The following is a 19,750-nucleotide window of genomic DNA, read 5'->3' on the forward strand; positions in this document are numbered from 1 at the left end:
TGTTAAACCTAAGCGCTCATGAATATTTTTAAACATTGGTTGATTATAAAACATCTCATCAAACTTCCCACTCGCAATTAAAATTTCTAAACCAGCTTCTATATCCTTAGCTAATTCAGGCTTTTTAGGGTTAACAAAGAAGTAAGCAGGTGAATAATATTGAATTAAAATATTGCTATCAATTTTTTGAGTTTCAGGACCTAAACGATTAAACTCACCTTCAATTTCAGCGGCGCCAAGCGTAAAGTAATCAAATCGCTTTGCATTTAACATTTTGTATAATAATGAGTACTCAATACTTGTAACGACTGTTAAACCATCATTCTTGAGAATTTTAGCATCAGGCCATGATTCAACTTGTCCAACTTTTAATGCTTTAAACTGCTCATTAGATAACGAAGCAAATTTACTTTCATCGGTTTTATTTATAATTGGCAATCGATTACCCAGTAAACCTTTGAAAAGAGGTATTCTTATTGGTGTTAAACGGTGCTCTACTGCAGATGACGTCATCGTCCAAATAACATCAATCTGGCCAGACTCTACACTACGTAGTACGCGCTCTCCCAGACCAGAAATCGGCATGTTATTAATGGTATATTGTTTACCTGAAGCATCTAATGCAGCCGAAATTAACGTACTTTGCCAACTATTTACACCACCAAACATGGTTTTAACTTCAGTTTGAGCAAGCACAGTGCTAGAGGATAAAAAACATATTATAATTAAAAACTTGTGTATTTTTCGCATATTCATTCTTCTTTTATTAGATTGCATAGCAGCTCTGTTTCCTGACAAAAGGTATTCTTCACATACCCTAAGTACATGGTTCGTTATAATTTAGAAATAGTATTCAACACCGATTGATAACTCTGAATAATCTGCCGATTTCCATCGAATTGTACCACCGTCTGAGTCTGTATAACCGTTCGAATAACTTGCTCCGTCACCAAAATCAAGGGTTCGAGCACGCACATAAAGCACCGCTGATGGGTCAACAAAATACATAGCTTGAGCTGAAATAACGTTATCATCGGTATTATTAATTGTTTTTCCATCACGCTCTAACTCAAAATTAGCCGCATAGCCCAATTTATACTGCCAATCACCAGTCGTATACATAATGGCTGTAGACATTGCATTTTGTGACTCATCAACACCTGTACCCGACCTCGCTGCCATCATTTTATATTGAGCATAGAAAGATATGCCATTCTCAAACCAACCTTGCATACCGACAAGATAAGAGTCGTTATCCCAAGTGGTTGATTCTGAAACTATGTTTCGATTTGCTTCATAAGCAGCATCCAATTGAATTGGTCCAATTTTATAATGTGTAGCAACGCCAATCCAGTGATCATTCCCCTCACCTAATCCCGCGCTATCTCCTGCACCAACGGCAATATCAAAAGATAATGCATCTGCATAAATAGGGGTATCCCAACGAATGGTATTTGATTGGCGATCTTGGTATTTAGCTCCACCAATAGTCCCACCCCAGTCATATACATCACCTAAACCAGGATTTGAAGCAGGCCAATCGACTAATTCATACATAGGTGTTAATACTCGCCCTAAGCGGACTAGACCCAGTGAATCACTTTCAAAACCAACAAAGGTATCTCGCTCACCTAGACCAGCGCCTTCACCACCAAAGCTAGGGTCTACATAACCACCTTCAATTTGCCAAATGAATGTTGGATTAAATTTTGTAAATTTTTTCGAACCACGAAAACCAATACGTGATTCATTATTTAACTGCATGCCACCAAGATCGTTATCTTTCTTAACAGAACCAGAATCATAATCACGATAAGCGGCCTGCATCGCGATAATACCGTAAACTTCATAGCTTACGTCCTCTTTTAATGTATCTTCATTTACTACATCAGCATCTGCTGCCATCGTTGGTGTTGTGCCAATTAACAAAGTGGAAATTACTGCACCTAAAAATGTTTTCTTAAAAATAATCATATACCTTACTATTCAAGATAAAAAAGAACGATTCCTCCCAACGGCCAAAGCATTTTAACTAAAGAACTATTTGAAAGGGGACTGTTGACTAAAATCATAGCAACTAGACCTTTTTATTATTGATGCATGAAGTTTGGATATCCAGAGGAAAAATTAGCCATAGAACTTAATCCTATGCCTAGTACATATAATTGGAATGTAGATAACGCTGAATTTTCGCGGAAGGAATTTTATATAATTATTAAATAAATCAAAACGTTGAACCAGGGTCTAACAATTCAAACCCCAGCATATAACTAAATTGTAAATATTAAAAAACTTTTTGGCTTTTAAGTGCAATAGTTAATAACTTAGCTGTTATGGGCTGGAATTCGCACCCATCCTTCCATCAAAATACGTGCACTGCGGCTCATACTGGCTTTGGTCACCGTCCACTCTCCGTTAACCAAACTAGCCTCTGCGCCAACCCGTATGTCCCTGATGGATGACCAAAGTTCACCGCATTACGAGCGCCACCGCCCGCCGCCAAATTCACTAATGTGCCAGGCACAGCGGCAGCAGCGCCAATGGCTACCGCAGCTGTGCCCATCATGGCGTGATGTAATTTCCCCATCGACAATGCCCTTACCGATAAATCAATCTCATTGGCGGTAATAGCCTTATCACTTGAGGATACATAGTCAGCAGACTTCGCGACAAACGCCACTTTAGGTGTATGCTGACGCTGAACAGCTTCTGAAATATCAGTAATTAAGCCCATTTTAACTGCGCCATAGGCACGGATCGCTTCAAACATCGCTAATGCTTCAACGTCGCTATTTATAGCCTCTTGCAACTCTGAACCTGTGTAACCGACATCCTCGGCATTAATGAAAATAGTTGGTATGCCCGCGTTAATCATCGTCGCCTTTAGCTGTCCACCCGCCACAACAGACTCTGGTATTATTAAGTCATCAATCAGATTACCGGTTGGGAACATTGCCCCTTCGCCATCAGCTGGATGCATAAATTCAACAGCGACTTCCGCAGCAGGAAAGGTCACGCCATCTAGCTCAAAGCCACCAGTTTCTTGTACCAAGCCATTAGTCATCGGCACATGGGCAATAATAGTTTTACCAATATTGGCTTGCCAAATACGTACAATAGCAATGCCATTTTCTGGGATACGAGTCACATTAACTAAACCACTGCTTATCGCAAATGAGCCTACAGCGGCAGACAAATTACCACAGTTGCCACTCCAATCTACGAATGGTTTATCAATCGATACCTGACCAAACAGATAATCAACATCATGATCGGGTCTGTCCGTGGCCGACACGATCACCGCTTTACTGGTGCTCGATGTTGCCCCGCCCATACCATCGGTTTGTTTGCCATAAGGATCTGGGCTGCCGATAACACGCAGCAATAACGCATCCCGCGCAGCTCCAGCGACTTGCGCGGCCTCGGGTAAGTCGTGCAGATTAAAGAACACGCCTTTGCTGGTGCCACCGCGCATATAGGTCGCAGGGATCTTAAGTTGTGGTAAATATGTCCTATTATTTGTCATTTATCAGCACTCCTTACTGAGAGTCACTCGATTCAAGAAAATCCTGTGCAAAGCGTTGCAATACACCACCAGCGCCATAGATAGACACTTCTTCAGCGGTATCTAAACGACAAGTAACAGGCACTTCGACACGCGTACCGTTCTTACGATTTATAATCAGAGTAAGTTCAGAACGAGGCGTTGGCAGGCCAATAACATCAAAAGTTTCACTACCATCAATCGCATAGGTTTGACGGTTTTCACCGGTTTTAAACTCAAGTGGTAATACCCCCATACCAACCAAGTTAGTGCGGTGAATACGCTCAAACCCTTCAGCAACAATCGCTTCAACACCTGCTAGACGCACACCTTTTGCCGCCCAGTCACGTGATGAGCCTTGGCCATAATCAGCACCGGCAATAATAATCAGTGGCTGTTTACGCTGCATATAGGTTTCAATCGCTTCCCACATGCGACTGACTGTACCTTCCGGTTCGATTCGCGCTAGTGAGCCTTGTTTTACTTGGCCGTTTTCTAACACCATTTCATTGTTTAATTTAGGGTTAGCAAAGGTCGCACGTTGCGCCGTTAAGTGATCGCCTCGGTGAGTGGCATACGAGTTAAAATCAACTTCCGGTAAACCCATCTTATCTAAATACGCACCCGCGGCACTATCGAGCATAATGGCGTTAGACGGTGATAGATGATCGGTAGTAATGTTATCGCCCAATACCGCGAGAGGACGCATACCCTTAAGAGTTCGTTCACCCGCTAATGCCCCTTCCCAATAAGGTGGACGGCGAATATAAGTACTCATTTCACGCCAGTCATATAGCGGATCAGGCTGCTTGCCATAATCAACACTGCACTCGATATCAGTGCCAAACATCGGGTTGTAAACTTGACGGAACTGCTCAGGTTTAACACTCGCTTTAAGCACTTCGTCAATTTCTTCATCGCGAGGCCAAATGTCTTTTAGGGTGATGGCATTACCGGCTTGATCAAAGCCAAGTGCATCACGCTCAATATCAAAACGTATGGTACCAGCGATTGCATAAGCAACCACTAACGGTGGCGAGGCAATGAAGGCTTCATTGGCATGAGGATGAATACGACCATCAAAGTTACGATTTCCCGACAACACTGCGGTGGCATATAAATCACGCTCTAAGATCTCTTGTTGAATAACCGGATCAAGTGCGCCGCTCATGCCATTACACGAAGTGCAGGCAAACGCCACAATACCAAAACCAAGTTGTTCGAGTTCGGGTAACAATGTCGCTTCTTCTAGATACAACTTCACTGCTTTTGAACCCGGTGCCAGAGATGTTTTAACCCAAGGTTTACGGGTTAATCCTAACTTATTGGCATTACGAGCAATCAAACCTGCGGCAATCATGTTGCGTGGATTACTGGTATTAGTACAGCTAGTGATAGCAGCAATGATCACAGCCCCATCAGGCATTTTACCCGGTTCATTATCGACCTTACCACTGATGCCACGTTTGGCTAATTCAGACGTAGGCACGCGATTATGTGGATTTGATGGGCCGGCGATGTTACGGCACACCGTCGATAAGTCGAATGTTAATACACGCTCATACTCAACGTTAGCCAAATCATCGGACCATAGGCCTGTTTGCTTGGCGTAAGTTTCCACCAGCTTAACTTGATCGTCCTCACGACCGGTTAATTTAAGGTAATCAATGGTCTGCTCATCAATTGAAAACAGTGCCGCTGTTGCACCATATTCCGGCGTCATATTTGAAATAGTAGCGCGATCGCCTAAGGTTAAATGCTTAACACCATCACCATAAAATTCGAGATAACTGGACACGACTTTCTGCGCACGCAGGAATTCTGTCAATGCCAACACGGTATCGGTTGCCGTCATCCCTGCTGGTGGTTTGCCCGTTAGCTCAACACCAATAATATCTGGTAAACGCATATATGACGCGCGTCCTAGCATCACACTCTCAGCTTCAAGACCACCGACGCCAATAGCAATAACCCCCAAAGCATCAACCATAGGTGTGTGACTATCTGTTCCTACTAACGTATCAGGAAATGCGACACCGTGACGAGATTGGATCACCGGCGACATGCGTTCTAAGTTGATCTGATGCAGAATACCGTTACCCGGTGGAATGACATCGATATTTTTAAATGCGGTTTTGGTCCAGTTAATAAAATGAAAACGGTCATCATTACGGCGATCTTCAATAGCACGGTTTTTTGCAAACGCATCAGGATCAAAACCAGCGTGCTCTACAGCCAATGAATGATCTACAATCAATTGCGTTGGTACCACAGGGTTTACCTTGGATGGGTCTCCGCCTTTCTCTGCGATGGCATCACGTAAACCGGCTAAATCAACTAATGCAGTCTGGCCTAAAATATCATGACAAACCACGCGGGCTGGAAACCAAGGAAAATCAAGATCACGCTTACGTTCAATTAACTGTTTTAGCGAATCTGCTAATGCCGCAGGTTCACAGCGACGCACCAAGTTTTCAGCAAACACCCGCGAGGTATAAGGTAAGGTTGCATACGCGCCAGCTTGAATATCATCAACTGCAGCACGGGTATCAAAATAATCCAGCTCACTGCCAGGCAGTGCTTTACGATAGTTAGTATTCATAATCCATTATCTCTCTGCAATGGGTGTAACGACTCTAGGCTCTGCACCAATATAATCTGCGCTTGGACGTATAATGCGGTTGTTGCTGCGCTGTTCCATCACATGCGCAGCCCAGCCTGTTAAACGAGAGCAAACAAAGATAGGCGTGAATAATTTAGTTGGAATGCCCATGAAATGATAAGCAGAGGCATGAAAGAAGTCGGCGTTACAGAACAGCTTTTTACTGTCCCACATAAACTCTTCACATGCGACCGAGATATCGTATAACCCAGTATCACCATATTCATACGCTAGTTTTTCAGACCACTTTTTAATGATGACGTTACGCGGATCAGAAGTGCGGTAAATCGCATGCCCAAAGCCCATGATTTTCTCTTTACGCTCTAGCATGCCAGCCATTTGGATTTTGGCATCGGCTGGAGAGCTAAACTGCTGGATCATCTCCATCGCCGCTTCATTAGCACCACCGTGTAATGGCCCACGCAAAGTACCGATGGCGCCCGTTACACACGAGAACATGTCCGATAAAGTCGACGCACAAACACGCGCACTAAAGGTGGATGCATTAAACTCATGCTCTGCATATAGAATCAGTGACACATCCATCACGCGGCGATGTTGTGCTGACGGGGTTTCACCACGTAGCAGTTTGAGAAAATGACCAGCCAATGAATCTTCACCTGTGGTGCAGTCAATTTCAACACCGTCATGAGAATAACGATACCAGTAGCACATGATGGCAGGGAATGCGGCAAGCAAACGATTGGCGGCTTTATTTTGCGTAGAGAAATCAACTTCTGGTTCTATGTTACCTAAGAATGAGCAACCTGTGCGCATCACATCCATAGGGTGCGCATCTGCTGGAATATGCTGTAATACTTCTTTAAGTGATTGCGGTAAATCACGCTGGTTATGCAATTGTGCTTTGTAGGTTTCCAGCTGATCAAGTGTTGGCAATTCACCATTAAACAATAAATAAGCCACTTCTTCAAAGGTCACGTTCTCGGCTAGATCTGCAACGTCATAACCACAATAGGTTAAGCCACTACCCGATTTACCCACTGTACAGAGTGCCGTTTCACCTGCGCTTTGACCGCGTAACCCTGCGCCTGATAATTTTTTATCTGTCATCATTATTCCCTTAATTTGTATTAATACGTTAATACTGAACAGTTAATACTGAATAGTATTAACGTGAAACGGTTCATAGCAACTCTACATACACCATTGCGCTTACTACAACGGGCTCACTCTGCAACATCCTGTTTGCTATTGTTCGCTTGATTGTTTAGTTCTGATTTTATCTATCTTCTGTTTAAGAAAGTTATTTGTTTTTTCCTTCGGCTCTCTATTTGTTTTTTCCTTCGGAAAAGAGATTATCCAATTTTTTCTCATAGTCGTGATAACCAAGATAATCGTATAAATCCATACGCGTTTGCATGCTATCTACCACGGCTTTTTGGTCACCATCACTGAGCAAGGTTTTATATACCAATTCTGCGGCTTTATTCATGGCTCTAAATGCAGATAATGGGTAAAGCACCATCGCGCAACCCCATTCACCCAGCTGCTCTTTATTCCATAATTCGGTTTGCCCAAACTCGGTGATATTAGCTAAGATTGGAACATCTAGTGCGGCTGAAAATGCACGATAATGGGCTTCAGTTTTTATCGCTTCAGCAAAAATACCGTCAGCACCAGCTGCAACATAGGCTTGTGCTCTGGCAATTGCAGCTTCTAGCCCTTCCTGTGCAAATGAGTCGGTGCGCGCCATAATGAAAAAATCAGGATCGGTACGTGCATCAACAGCGGCTTTAATTCGGTCAACCATTTCTGCTGTCGAGACAATCTCTTTATTGGGACGGTGACCACACCGCTTTTGCGCTACTTGGTCTTCTAAATGTACCGCTGCAGCGCCTGCTTTTTCCATATCTCGAATGGTTTTAGCAATGTTAAAAGCACCGCCCCAACCAGTATCAATATCAACCAGCAGCGGTAGACTCGATGCCGCGGTAATACGCTGAACATCAACAATGACATCATTCAGTGACGTCATTCCGAGATCAGGTAAACCGTAAGATGCATTCGCGACACCACCACCAGAAAGGTAAACAGCTTGATGACCCAGTTGCTCTGCCATCATGGCGCAATAAGCATTGATTGTACCGACAATTTGCAGTGGTTTATTATTGCCCAAGGCTAAACGGAATTTAGCGCCTGGGGATAAGCGTTGAGACGAAGGTGATCCTGTAGACATAATATTTCTCTCCTTGAACTGATGCTGTTAATGTTTTGCTTTGAGTCTATTTTTATCGTTACCTGCTTCTTGCTCTAACTGTTTATCATTCTGACAATTTATTGTTCTGATCCTTGATTAGCTATTTTTCTTTCGATGTTTGTACGTGAAGCAGCGATGTGACGACGCATTAGCAGCTCCGCTAATTCCCCATCTCTATCACTAATGGCTTCGATAATTTGAGCGTGCTCTGAAAAAGCGCGACTGGCTCTTGGACTATGCATACCAAACTGGCAGCGGTACATACGGACTAAATGATAAAGCTGACCACAAATCAAATTAATGAGCTGCGCATTATGGCTACCGAGGATAACTTTGTAATGAAAATCTAAGTCCCCCTCTTCCTGATAATAAGCCACGCCGTCTTTAAGTGCTTGTGCCGAAGCATGTTGACTCAGCATGACTTTCATGTCGACAATTTCGTCATCACTCATGTTTTCAGCCGCTTGCCTACATGCCATGCCTTCTAACGCTTCTCGTACAAAATACAGGTCGAGTAAACCTTGCGTTGTGCACTCAACTACACGTGAACCAACATTGGCTTTTCGTTCAATTAAATGGCATTTCTCTAATCTATTTAATGCTTCGCGTAGCGTAGAGCGACTTATTTGATAGCGCTTTGCAAGCTCAGGTTCACTGATCTTACTGCCAGCGAGTAGCTCACCATCAACAATGGCACGCTGCATTTGCTCAAAAACTTTATCCGCTGTAGTTACAGCGACTATTTTTGTTGGGTCATCTAAAGGCATTATATTGTCGACAATTTATAAGTTTAGCTCAATATTATTGCGTTTTTACATTTTGTCAACATCCCGATAACCAAACTGTCTATTTGAACAAGAGTTAACTAGGCAATATTTTAGCTTACAGTTTGATTTCTTGGTGCAGTGAACTATTTACCAAGTCTCTTCATCACACAAGAAAAACACTTTAAGTATTTGTAATAAAATATATTATTTAATTTTTTCAAGAATAAAAAATAGCCCTAATTAAAATTAATTAGCAATATCGATTTCACTACAGGATCATCAATCTCCACTCTATTTATATGGTTAAACATTCTGAGAATGGATATTCCACTGATATTTGCCGCTAAATTTGCTACACTAACCTAACTCGAAATAAATACATAAATAGAGCAGGACTGTTCTAACTGAGGAAAAATGAGTATTAATAGGGATAAATATAGTATTGATAATACTGATTATACTGTTGGACAAGATAATGTTCAAAAATGGGGATTTGATGTTCACAATCCCGTATTCGGCATCAGCGCATCACTAATCGGACTCTTTTTAGTTGTCATTTTATTAGTTGAACCTGAAACTTCAAAATCTTTTCTAGATGGTATCAAATTTCAAATCATCGGGACCTTTGATAGCCTATTCATGTGGTCTGCAAATATCTTTGTTATTTTCTGCCTTGGCTTAATTGTCTCACCATACGGAAAGATCCGTTTAGGTGGCGATGATGCTAAAGCTGATTATAGCAGTATGTCTTGGATAGCAATGTTGTTTGCTGCCGGTATGGGTATTGGCTTAATGTTCTGGGGGGTTGCAGAACCCGTTGCTTATTATACCGGTTGGTTTGAGACACCTCTCAACGTGACTGCAAATACACCAGAAGCGGCCAAACTAGCATTGGGTGCAACCATGTTCCACTGGGGTTTACACCCTTGGGCCATTTACGGTGTAGTTGCATTATCACTGGCTTTCTTTGCTTATAATAAAGGCCTACCACTTTCAATGCGCTCTGTGTTCTACCCTATCCTAGGCGATAGAACGTGGGGCTGGGCTGGTCACATTGTCGATATTCTTGCGGTACTCGCAACACTATTTGGTTTGGCAACATCGCTAGGTTTAGGTGCGCAACAAGCGGCAAGTGGTTTCCACCATGTGCTAGGCATCGAAAACGGTCTACCTTTACAAATATCAATCATTTTCATCGTTACCTTATTGGCTGTCGTATCAGTTATTCGTGGTATTGACGGTGGCGTAAAAGTAATCAGTAATATCAACATGCTGTTGGCATTAGTGTTATTAATATTTGTGGCTTTAGTTACCTTTGCCGTATCTATGGGCACTATCCCAACGACTATCATGGCTTATGTTGAAAATATTATTCCATTAAGTAACCCAATTGGTCGTGAAGATTCAGCTTGGATGCACGGTTGGACTGTATTCTACTGGGCATGGTGGATCTCATGGTCACCATTCGTTGGTATGTTCATTGCGCGCATTTCACGTGGCCGCACAATTCGAGAATTCATCACCGCGGTATTACTTGTTCCAACTGCTGTAACGGTATTATGGATGTCGGTATTTGGTGGTGTAGCTATCGATCAAGTTGTAAATAACGTAGGTACTCTAGGCACTGAAGGCTTAAAAGAAGTACCATTAGCAATGTTCCAAATGTTTGACGCGCTACCTATGGGTCAAGTGTTATCAATGCTTGCGGTATTATTGGTATTAGTATTCTTCATTACGTCATCGGACTCAGGTTCACTGGTTATCGACAGCATTACCGCTGGCGGTAAAGTCGATGCGCCAGTACCACAACGAGTGTTCTGGGCATTTATTGAAGGTGCTATCGCTGCTGCGCTACTTTGGGTTGGCGGTACACAAGCAATTGAAGCATTACAAGCTGGTGCAATCTCAACGGCATTACCGTTCACCGTTATCTTATTGGTAATGTGTGTGAGCTTACTAATGGGCTTGAGAACTGAACAGCATAATCGCAAATGATTGGTATGATAGGTTTTCGACTGTGAAAATCTAATCTACAACATTGATGCATGAAAAAGGCCACGCGTTACATTAACGCGTGGCCTTTTTATTCATCATATTATTGCGTTAAGCTAACTTCATTTGCTTCAATATTTAACTCTGCCAGTTTATTCAGTAAGGCTTCGATATTTTTCTTACCTGAACCTTCATTTGCCATTTGCAAGCGCGCAACGCCAGAAAATGCATCGCCAAAAGTTGCGGTATGTGGGGCTTCCACAGCTTCATCCAGTATTACTTTGCCAGTGATGGTGTCAGTCAGCGTATATTTTACTTTTGTCGTTACAGTCATATCAAGGCCAAACATTGGCTGCTCTACGTCAACAATTTTAGCTGATAATTGATATTTACCATTTTCGGAGAATAGTCCTTGCTCCAATAGACTTTCTTTAATTGCACCGGAAAAAGAAACATCACTAATTTCTGACGTCCAAGCAGCATTAGTCTCTTCACCACCTGAAACGGCTGACAAGGTCAGATTATTTTGTACTGCTACTGGATATACTTTTTGTTCACCTTGATACACCATATTCTCAACCTGAGCACCCGATGCACAACCAACTAAGTATAAGCACGTTGCAATTACCAATGTCTTTTTAACTACGTTCATTTTCAATCCTTTGTTTTATAGTAATTAAGAGTCGTATCTAGCTATAATTTATTTAACACACTAAATAACAGGGGGAAAATTCATTATCGTATTGATTTTATTTATATAAAATATTATATCAACCGTAATAGATACAGCTTTATAGGTAATTGTGACTGTGCCGACAAATTACGACGGGCCAATAAGAGATGAAGTGAACTTTTTTATCAAAGTCGTTAAATTTCGAATAATTATATCAACGACTTAATTGTTTTATTGCGCTTTTAGCAAAACTTGTTACTATTGGCGCTTATATAGTCGGGGGGCCTAAAGGCTGAGAGCGCACATTGCGAGACCCGTTGAACCTGATTCAGTTAACACTGACGTAGGGAACTATCAGTCTTGCTCCTCATGATTTGACCTCCTAGGTTTCTCAATCTTTGGCTTGATAAAGTTCCTGTGCGTCTGCTCTAGGGATAATTATGCTAAAGACTATAAGTAACACCGCTACACTGGTTTCGTTACAACAACACTCATTAAAAAACCGTTCATCAACACCGATCGTATTAACGATTGCAGGGTCTGATAGTGGTGGTGGTGCCGGTATACAAGCCGATATCAAAGCAATTTCCGCAACAAGCAGTTATGCTTGCTCGGTGATCACCGCTATTACCGCACAGAATACCCTTGGCGTATCTGCTATTTTCCCGATCCCTCTTGAACATGTTGAAAAACAACTCGATGCCGTATTTAGCGACTTATACGTCGTCGCCGTCAAAGTCGGCATGCTAGCAGACAGTGAGATCATTAAAGTTGTCGCCGCTAAGATCAAGCAATATAACCCTGAATTCTTAGTCATCGATCCTGTTATGGTTGCCACCAGCGGTGATTTACTGCTGAAAGAGTCTGCTATCAGCACCCTTAAATCTGAGTTATTACCGCTGGCAGATTTAATCACTCCAAACTTACCTGAAGGCGCTGCTTTAATCGGTTCAGATATACCGACCTCTGAAGATCAAATGGGTAATATGATTAACGACTTACGCCAGCTTAACGTCAATGCTGTGTTATTAAAAGGTGGTCATTTAGAACAAGATAAAAACAGTAATGACCTGCTTATTTTCCAAGACCACGTTGAGCTGTTAACTGCTAAACGGGTTAATACTCACAATACCCACGGTACTGGCTGTACGCTGTCTTCGGCAATCGCATCCTATTTAGCACAAGGGCATGAATTGATTCAGGCCGTTAGGTTGGGTAAACAATATATTTCCAGTGCGATAGCCCATGCTGACGAACTTAACATCGGCAGTGGTCATGGCCCCGTAAATCATTTCTTTGCTGGTAATACCAATGTCTAATACCTCCTCGCAGCCTAACCAGGTTGCCGTGAACCGGTTTGAAAGTAGCCAAGTAGAACAAGCGATAAATATCGAGATAAACAACGGCTACCTTCGTTACAGCGAGAATTCGGAACCAGTTCTCAGTGGTCTAAATATGACAATACCGGCTGGGCAATGGACCTGTATTTTAGGCCGCAGCGGTTGTGGAAAAACAACGTTATTGCGCTATTTGGCTGGATTATTAAGTCAAAAAGTAGAGTGGTTAGGTGAGCTATCCATTTATTCAGCGCGATCTGTTACCGCAACGCAATCAAGGTTACACAATTTAACCGAGCATATCGCCTATATGGCACAGCAAGATCTGTTATTACCTTGGTTATCAGTATTAGACAACGTTACGTTAAGCAGTAAATTCAGCGATAAAGCATCCACCGCTGAGACAGCAAAAGCACTCGTTCTGTTGAGTAAAGTCGGACTCACCGCTAATGCTAATCAATTACCACTGCAGCTGTCTGGCGGTATGCGCCAACGGGTCGCACTCGCAAGAACATTAATGCAAGACAAACCCGTGGTATTAATGGATGAACCGTTTTCGGCACTCGATGCGGTGACTCGTTATCGATTACAAGATCTTGCCTGTGAGTTATTACAAGATAAAACCGTAATACTGATCACCCACGAACCACAAGAAGCGATCCGCTTAGCCAATCAGATTTACATCATGCAAGGCACACCTGCAAACGCTAAAGCACTGCAATTACCAACATCTGCACCACCACGCCAGTTTGATGCAGACAGCGCACAACTACAGCAGCAGATAATGACTTGTTTGGCACAAGAATACGGGGATGAGGATGAGGATGAGGATGAGTGAAATCGTAAATTCAGCGCTGACTGAAAAGCATCAATACGTCGATAAAAGCAAAGAAAGTACCGGTATTAGCCCTATTCTGCGCATCATCATTAGTACACTAGTGATCATCGGATTATGGCAAAGCATTGTCATTGTTTTTGCACTGCCCTCCTTCATTCTACCCACGCCTTGGGCTGTGTTTGAACGATTAATCGAACGCCATGACGTATTGCTTAAACACACCTTAGTCACGACTCAGGAAATTGTGTTTGGCTTATTGCTCGGTTTATTTATGGGGCTATTTTTTGCATTACAAATGCTGCTGTTCAAACCCGTTAAGCACTGGTTATTACCGATATTAATTGCCAGCCAAGCTATTCCAGTATTCGCCATTGCACCAGTATTGATGCTCTGGCTGGGTTATGGCATGGCGTCCAAAATCGTCATGGCGGCATTGATCATCTTCTTCCCAGTGACAACGTGTTGTTACGACGGGCTACGTAATACACCAACAGGTTACCTGGATCTGGCTAAAACTATGGGCGCAACCAAATGGCAGATGTTACGTCATATTCAATTACCAGCATCACTACCGACGTTAGCATCCGGAATTCGTGTTGCAGTCGTCATAGCACCGATTGGCGCTGTTGCTGGTGAATGGGTTGGTTCAAGTGCTGGTTTAGGCTATCTGATGCTGCAAGCTAATGCGCGCATGATGATTGATGAAATGTTTGCGGCATTACTTATCTTATCAGCCCTCTCTATTTTGCTTTATTTTGTCACCGACAAAGTACTAAAAAAGCTCATTCCTTGGAACGCTTAACACATCGTAATTTTGACAACACGACGCAATATAAAATACATAAAAAGGATATTTAATGAAAAGCCACATACTATTAAAAGCCGCGGTATTTACCGCTGCGATCTTATCGGCAAATGCACAAGCAGAAACGAAGACTCTAACGCTAATGTTAGATTGGTTTGTTAATCCCAATCATGGACCAATCGTGATAGCTAAACAACACGGTTACTTTGAAGAACAAGGACTAAACGTAGAGATCCAAGAACCTGCAGATCCAAGCATGCCACCTAAGTTAGTCGCTGCTAACAAAGTCGATTTAGCTATCTCTTATCAACCTAATTTGACTATTAATGTTGCAGCTGGTTTACCGCTTATTCGCGCAGCTACCTTGATCGCAACCCCACTGAATACTTTGATGGTACTTGATAACAAAAAAATAAATAATATTGCAGATCTTAAAGGCAAAAAAATAGGTATCGCGATTGCGGGTAACGAAGAAGCAACTATCGGCACTATGCTGCAAACTGGCAATGTGAAATATGAGGATGTAGAGATCATCAACGTCGGTTGGGCGCTGTCATCATCATTAGCATCTGGCAAGGTCGATGCTATTTGGGGTGGGTTACGTAATTTCGAAATAAATCAGCTCGAACTGGAAGGTTTTAAAGCCAAAGCATTCTTCCCGGAAGAACACGGCGTACCGACCTATGACGAACTGGTATTTGTTGCCAACGCCAATACCTATGATAAAGATGCAATCCGCGCCTTTAATAAAGCATTAGAGCAAGCAACAACCTACATTGTAAATCATCCACAAGCATCATGGGTAGAGTTTGCTGCATACGCACCAGATACGTTAAACAACGAGCTAAACAAACGCGCTTGGAACGATACCCTCACACGTTTCGCACTGCGCCCTTCCGCAGTTGATTTGAAACGTTATGACGATTATGCCGAATTTATGTATTCGCAAAAAATCATCAAAACTTTACCAAAAGCAAAAGATTACGTACTCGCTCTGTAATTGCACGAATGCGTAAAAATAATATCACTGTAAAAATAGCTGAGAGACGAGGATACATAAACAATGAATCATCAGGATTTAATCAATGCGTGTAAAGAAGATTGGGACGCGTATACCCAGCATGCGTTTGTGCAACAATTAGCACAAGGTACATTATCACAACCAAGTTACCTGCATTATCTTAAACAGGATTTCTTGTTTCTAAAGCAATACGCTCGCGCTTATGCCCTCGCTATTTATAAAGCCCGCACTTTAGCGGACATGCGCAAAGCGCTGCCTAGTGTGCATGCACTATTAGATTCAGAAATCGGTCATCATGTTAGCTATTGCGCTAACTGGGGGTTAACAGAGTCTGATTTAGAAGCAGAACCTGAGGACTTCGGTACAGTTGCTTATACACGTTACGTTCTTGATGCTGGTATGACGGGCGATATCGTTGACTTGTACGCCGCACTCGCACCCTGCTCGATCGGTTATGCTGAGATAGGCCGTAGCCTAGCTGATGATGCAAACACCCGACTAATCGATAATCCGTTTGCCAGTTGGATTGAACTCTATAGTGGAGACGAATTTCAACAAGGTGTTGCACAAGGTACTGTACATATTGATGAGTTATTAGCTGAAATAGACATCGACAGTCAACGTGGTCGCAATCTGATTCATGTATTTAAAACAGCAACTCGTATGGAAATTGCGTTTTGGCAACAAGGGTTAGATGTCTCTTAACTAAAACAGCAGTAGATAAAATAGCGCGTTAAGCTAATTAAGTATTAACGCGCGCCCCTCAATCCCATCTCACGTAGACTACAACCATAACTTTTTAATCGGCGTATCCGCTGAAAAATGATAATGGATCTGCGCCTGTAATAATTCAGCTGTCGCAATGGCATCTGTTAATGCATCATGCGGTGGGTATGCCGGCAAATGATAACGAGAGCGGCTATTAGCCAGTCGAATAGATTCTTGGCGCTTGCGTTTAAATAAATTCAACAAACCTTTATTGTTGAAGCCTTGTACGTCTGCTTCTATCTGCATGGTATCAACAACCGGAAACACAATGCCTTCGTTAATTAAACTACGTAAATTGCTGTCAAAAAAATCACGTTCAATACGGCGATAATGTACCACCACGACTTTGCCCGCGAGCGCCTCTAAGACCGGTTCTAAAATGCGTAAAAGATCCGGAGCACCTTTCAAATCAGTATGGGTAATACCATGAATAATAATAGAATTTTCTTGTAGTTTATCTTCAGGTTCAATATACCAGTGCTGTGCTTGACGGCAAAAGATACGTTTCAAATTAAACGGCACCAGACCAATGCTAATAATACTGTTTTGTTCCGAGTCTAAGCCCGTAGTTTCAAAATCTAATGCCACAAATTCAATATCACTTAATTTCGTTTCATCATGATACATCCCTGCACGATAAAAAGACTTTAACCGTTCGTCCTTGCATTGTTCTACCTTAACTTTGTAGAACGCAGCCCAGTTTAAAATCTCTTTATTAATAAAATTATGCATTAATAATCCCTACATTTTATTGGCGGTATAACGATATTTTAAAAAGTTCTGCGCGTTACTTAAAACCAAAAATGCATCTTTAAGGTTACGACGCTCAAATTCCGACATGTTTTCTGGTTCGATATTATTATCCGGTTCAATGTCCGACTCCACATCTAACGCTTGGTGACGTAAACGTACTAAGGAAATCAATTCCATTGCATGTTGTAAGTCCTGGCCTTTCGATGCAGGCAAGATCCCCGCTTCAATAATATCTTCCAAACGTTCGAATGAGTTTTGAGATTGTGAACCAATTGCCAATCCATGCACGCGGATCAAATCTGCTAATGGTGCAGTACCACGACGTTTTAAGTTAATAGTATTGTTATGGCGACCATCGTTCTCCATCACAAAGTTTTTGAAGAACCCCAACGGTGGCGTTCGATTTAATGCATTACGTGCTAAACACGCTAAGAATCGATTATTTTTCTTGGCTCGGCGTAGGATAAAGGCGTTTAATTGTTCAGCCCATTTAACGCGTCCATAAACACCGGTTAAATCAAAGAAGATAGAGCAGTTTAATAATGCTTTTGGGTTCGGATTATCAATCCAGTCTGCAAAGCATTCTTCCCATTGCGTTTGGGTTTTACGATGTTCTGGATTGGTCGCCATAATATCGCCAGTACAATAGGTATAGCCGCAAGCCGCTAATCCATCACATACAAACTTGGATAATTTAGCAAAATATGCGCCATGCTTAGCATCGTCATAACTATTATCTAAAATAATGCCATTATCTTGGTCTGTCACAATCAGTTGTTCGTCACGTGCCATCGAGCCTAACGCCAAGAAACAATAAGGCACTGGTGGCTTGCCATATTCCTCTTCAGCAAGTTCAAGTAAGCGCTGCTTAAAGCTACGGCCAATCTCAGACATGGCACTACCAATCATGTGTGAGTTGGCGTCTTCATTCACCATACGCACAAAACAATGTTTAAGTTGCTTGGACAGTAACACCAAGTCTTCTATATTTTGCTGTTGGAAAATACTGCTCGACAATAATAAGCTGTTTTGTGATTCGTAACGAATAATATCCGCCACTTCAATTAACCCAATTGGCTGCTTATTTTTAAGAATTGGTAAATGATGTACGTTATAGCGCAACATAACCAACATCGCTTCAGACACATAAGCATTGTGATCAAGTGAAATTAATTCTGTCGACATGACCTCAGATGCCGGATTATCGACACAAACCCCCATCGCAATCACCTTGGCACACAGGTCACGCTCAGTGATGATCCCGACAAAATTATGATCAACTTCGTCAGTTGTACCCGGATCATTAATCAACACAGCAGACACGTTCTCTTCTGCCATCACCTTAGCAACGTCTTGAATAGACATGGTATTGGGTAACATGACTAAGTCTCGAGTTAATAATGTTTTCACTTTCGAGGTCGTCAACTGGTTAGCATCATCGCTATTTTCTTCAACCGCTTGTTTTAATCGGATCGCGCCTTCGACTTCCGAGAAATCAGAAAAAACTTCATAGCGTTCACAGAAATCATGGAAAATCGCTTCGGGAATACAATACACCAAGGTATCTTTCACGGCTTTAGCAGGTAATCGTACTTTATTATTGGCTAACAAGCCCATCTGACCAAAAACTTCGCCTTGATCAAGACGATTGTACAATTCACCTTTACGGCGGTATATTTCCACCACGCCGCTGCGAATAAAATACAGATCATGGATCTTATCGCCATACTCAATAATCATTGAGCCCGCGCGGAAGTAAGAAATTTCAATACTTTTAACCACTTCCACTAGCGCCTCTTCAGGAAGCTGGTCAAACGGCTGGTATTGGCTTATAAAGCTTTGAATTTCTAGTAATTCGATTTCCATTCTTTACTCTACTTATAGATTATTGATATGCCGAAGCACGATTTATTAACGATTCTGCTTGTCGGCGTAATAGCCAATCAGCACCCAAGGTTATCGACTTTTCAGCCAATGAACGGGCTTGTTGATAATTGCCTTGATTAAAGTAGCGTTCCCCCAAACGGTAATAGGTTTCAGGATAACGCGGGGCAATCCGGATCGCACGTTCTAATGAGGCAATCGCACCATGATTATCACCACTTGCTACCTGTTTTTCTGCTCGCTTCATTAACGATAGTACCACGGCAGGTGCTTGGGCCGTGTCATCGACAGCGGCAGGTTTTGGCTGGGGCTTTGCTGCTGGTTTGCTTTGTTCACTCGCAATCGGTGCCGGTTTGTTAGTCTCTTGTACTTGGGTGCCATTCGAATTATAGGTTGGTATTGTGCCACAAGCCGTCAATAACCAAGGTAGCGAGAGCAAACACACACGTTTTATTATTTTCATTTTTCTTCCACTGTTAATTTTTAAT

The 19,750-nt window shown here is 42.3% G+C and carries 16 protein-coding genes, 1 pseudogene and 1 riboswitch; of the genes and pseudogenes, 6 read left to right on the forward strand and 11 right to left on the reverse strand.

Annotated elements, in window-relative coordinates:
- From QNK26_RS14865 to QNK26_RS14895, 7 genes and pseudogenes are all read right to left on the reverse strand, one after another.
- The coding region (locus tag QNK26_RS14865; protein WP_319224435.1) for a transporter substrate-binding domain-containing protein at window positions 1-777 on the reverse strand (777 nt) is incomplete at its 3' end.
- Between the two features lie 63 nt (window positions 778-840).
- Complete coding sequence (locus tag QNK26_RS14870; RefSeq protein WP_319224437.1) at window positions 841-1,974, reverse strand: porin; 1,134 nt, start codon at window positions 1,972-1,974, stop codon at window positions 841-843.
- Window positions 1,975-2,324: 350 nt separating this feature from the next.
- Window positions 2,325-3,526, reverse strand: a pseudogene (gene prpF / locus QNK26_RS14875) (2-methylaconitate cis-trans isomerase PrpF).
- A gap of 13 nt (window positions 3,527-3,539) precedes the next feature.
- Entirely contained in the window at window positions 3,540-6,146 is a 2,607-nt protein-coding gene (gene acnD / locus QNK26_RS14880) for a Fe/S-dependent 2-methylisocitrate dehydratase AcnD (protein WP_319224439.1), read from the reverse strand.
- Between the two features lie 6 nt (window positions 6,147-6,152).
- Entirely contained in the window at window positions 6,153-7,277 is a 1,125-nt protein-coding gene (prpC, locus tag QNK26_RS14885) for a 2-methylcitrate synthase (RefSeq protein ID WP_319224440.1), read from the reverse strand.
- Between the two features lie 217 nt (window positions 7,278-7,494).
- Window positions 7,495-8,403, reverse strand: a complete 909-nt coding sequence (prpB, locus tag QNK26_RS14890) for a methylisocitrate lyase (RefSeq protein ID WP_319224443.1) — start codon at window positions 8,401-8,403, stop codon at window positions 7,495-7,497.
- A gap of 98 nt (window positions 8,404-8,501) precedes the next feature.
- Window positions 8,502-9,191 (reverse strand): GntR family transcriptional regulator, encoded by a 690-nt coding sequence (locus tag QNK26_RS14895; protein WP_319224446.1) that lies wholly within the window; start codon window positions 9,189-9,191, stop codon window positions 8,502-8,504.
- A gap of 414 nt (window positions 9,192-9,605) precedes the next feature.
- Here QNK26_RS14895 and QNK26_RS14900 point away from each other — a divergent pair, with 414 nt between their 5' ends.
- Window positions 9,606-11,186 carry a BCCT family transporter gene (locus tag QNK26_RS14900; RefSeq protein WP_319224449.1) on the forward strand — a complete coding sequence of 527 codons (1,581 nt, stop codon included), beginning with the start codon at window positions 9,606-9,608 and terminating at the stop codon, window positions 11,184-11,186.
- Between the two features lie 100 nt (window positions 11,187-11,286).
- Here the strand turns inward: QNK26_RS14900 and QNK26_RS14905 are convergent, their stop codons facing one another.
- Entirely contained in the window at window positions 11,287-11,835 is a 549-nt protein-coding gene (locus QNK26_RS14905) for a hypothetical protein (RefSeq protein WP_319224452.1), read from the reverse strand.
- A gap of 288 nt (window positions 11,836-12,123) precedes the next feature.
- Window positions 12,124-12,223, forward strand: a riboswitch (TPP riboswitch).
- Between the two features lie 73 nt (window positions 12,224-12,296).
- Here QNK26_RS14905 and thiD point away from each other — a divergent pair.
- The 5 genes from thiD to tenA all read left to right on the forward strand — a co-directional run bounded on the left by thiD (window position 12,297) and on the right by tenA (window position 16,562).
- A complete protein-coding gene (gene thiD / locus QNK26_RS14910; protein WP_319224454.1) occupies window positions 12,297-13,175 on the forward strand; it encodes a bifunctional hydroxymethylpyrimidine kinase/phosphomethylpyrimidine kinase in 879 nt (292 codons plus the stop codon).
- Complete coding sequence (locus QNK26_RS14915; RefSeq protein WP_319224457.1) at window positions 13,168-14,031, forward strand: ABC transporter ATP-binding protein; 864 nt, start codon at window positions 13,168-13,170, stop codon at window positions 14,029-14,031. The genes thiD and QNK26_RS14915 overlap by 8 nt, the downstream gene beginning before the upstream one ends.
- On the forward strand, window positions 14,024-14,833 hold the full coding sequence (locus QNK26_RS14920) for an ABC transporter permease (RefSeq protein WP_319224459.1): 810 nt from the start codon (window positions 14,024-14,026) through the stop codon (window positions 14,831-14,833). The genes QNK26_RS14915 and QNK26_RS14920 overlap by 8 nt, the downstream gene beginning before the upstream one ends.
- 55 nt (window positions 14,834-14,888) lie before the next feature.
- Window positions 14,889-15,836: an ABC transporter substrate-binding protein gene (locus tag QNK26_RS14925; RefSeq protein WP_319224461.1), complete on the forward strand. Its 948-nt coding sequence runs from the start codon at window positions 14,889-14,891 to the stop codon at window positions 15,834-15,836.
- Between the two features lie 63 nt (window positions 15,837-15,899).
- Complete coding sequence (gene tenA / locus QNK26_RS14930) at window positions 15,900-16,562, forward strand: thiaminase II (RefSeq protein ID WP_319224464.1); 663 nt, start codon at window positions 15,900-15,902, stop codon at window positions 16,560-16,562.
- 78 nt (window positions 16,563-16,640) lie between these two features.
- Here tenA and QNK26_RS14935 read toward each other — a convergent pair whose 3' ends face one another.
- The 3 genes from QNK26_RS14935 to QNK26_RS14945 are packed head-to-tail and all read right to left on the reverse strand — an operon-like array spanning window position 16,641 to window position 19,725.
- Window positions 16,641-17,357, reverse strand: coding sequence for a 3'-5' exonuclease (locus tag QNK26_RS14935; protein ID WP_319224467.1), 717 nt, complete (start codon window positions 17,355-17,357; stop codon window positions 16,641-16,643).
- 9 nt (window positions 17,358-17,366) lie between these two features.
- Window positions 17,367-19,244 (reverse strand): DUF294 nucleotidyltransferase-like domain-containing protein, encoded by a 1,878-nt coding sequence (locus QNK26_RS14940; protein ID WP_319224469.1) that lies wholly within the window; start codon window positions 19,242-19,244, stop codon window positions 17,367-17,369.
- Window positions 19,245-19,263: 19 nt separating this feature from the next.
- Window positions 19,264-19,725 carry a tetratricopeptide repeat protein gene (locus QNK26_RS14945; RefSeq protein WP_319224472.1) on the reverse strand — a complete coding sequence of 154 codons (462 nt, stop codon included), beginning with the start codon at window positions 19,723-19,725 and terminating at the stop codon, window positions 19,264-19,266.
- Between the last annotated feature and the right edge of the window lie 25 nt (window positions 19,726-19,750).

This window comes from Moritella sp. (assembly GCF_033791185.1).
Lineage (GTDB): Bacteria > Pseudomonadota > Gammaproteobacteria > Enterobacterales > Moritellaceae > Moritella.

Bases quoted from the DNA above. Each gene is read 5' to 3' on its own strand.
- QNK26_RS14870 (WP_319224437.1), bottom strand. From the start codon at position 1,974: ATGATTATTTTTAAGAAAACATTTTTAGGTGCAGTAATTTCCACTTTG.
- acnD (WP_319224439.1), bottom strand. From the start codon at position 6,146: ATGAATACTAACTATCGTAAAGCACTGCCTGGCAGTGAGCTGGATTAT.
- prpC (WP_319224440.1), bottom strand. From the start codon at position 7,277: ATGACAGATAAAAAATTATCAGGCGCAGGGTTACGCGGTCAAAGCGCA.
- prpB (WP_319224443.1), bottom strand. From the start codon at position 8,403: ATGTCTACAGGATCACCTTCGTCTCAACGCTTATCCCCAGGCGCTAAA.
- QNK26_RS14895 (WP_319224446.1), bottom strand. From the start codon at position 9,191: ATGCCTTTAGATGACCCAACAAAAATAGTCGCTGTAACTACAGCGGAT.
- QNK26_RS14900 (WP_319224449.1), top strand. From the start codon at position 9,606: ATGAGTATTAATAGGGATAAATATAGTATTGATAATACTGATTATACT.
- QNK26_RS14905 (WP_319224452.1), bottom strand. From the start codon at position 11,835: ATGAACGTAGTTAAAAAGACATTGGTAATTGCAACGTGCTTATACTTA.
- thiD (WP_319224454.1), top strand. From the start codon at position 12,297: ATGCTAAAGACTATAAGTAACACCGCTACACTGGTTTCGTTACAACAA.
- QNK26_RS14915 (WP_319224457.1), top strand. From the start codon at position 13,168: ATGTCTAATACCTCCTCGCAGCCTAACCAGGTTGCCGTGAACCGGTTT.
- QNK26_RS14920 (WP_319224459.1), top strand. From the start codon at position 14,024: ATGAGTGAAATCGTAAATTCAGCGCTGACTGAAAAGCATCAATACGTC.
- QNK26_RS14925 (WP_319224461.1), top strand. From the start codon at position 14,889: ATGAAAAGCCACATACTATTAAAAGCCGCGGTATTTACCGCTGCGATC.
- tenA (WP_319224464.1), top strand. From the start codon at position 15,900: ATGAATCATCAGGATTTAATCAATGCGTGTAAAGAAGATTGGGACGCG.
- QNK26_RS14935 (WP_319224467.1), bottom strand. From the start codon at position 17,357: ATGCATAATTTTATTAATAAAGAGATTTTAAACTGGGCTGCGTTCTAC.
- QNK26_RS14940 (WP_319224469.1), bottom strand. From the start codon at position 19,244: ATGGAAATCGAATTACTAGAAATTCAAAGCTTTATAAGCCAATACCAG.
- QNK26_RS14945 (WP_319224472.1), bottom strand. From the start codon at position 19,725: ATGAAAATAATAAAACGTGTGTGTTTGCTCTCGCTACCTTGGTTATTG.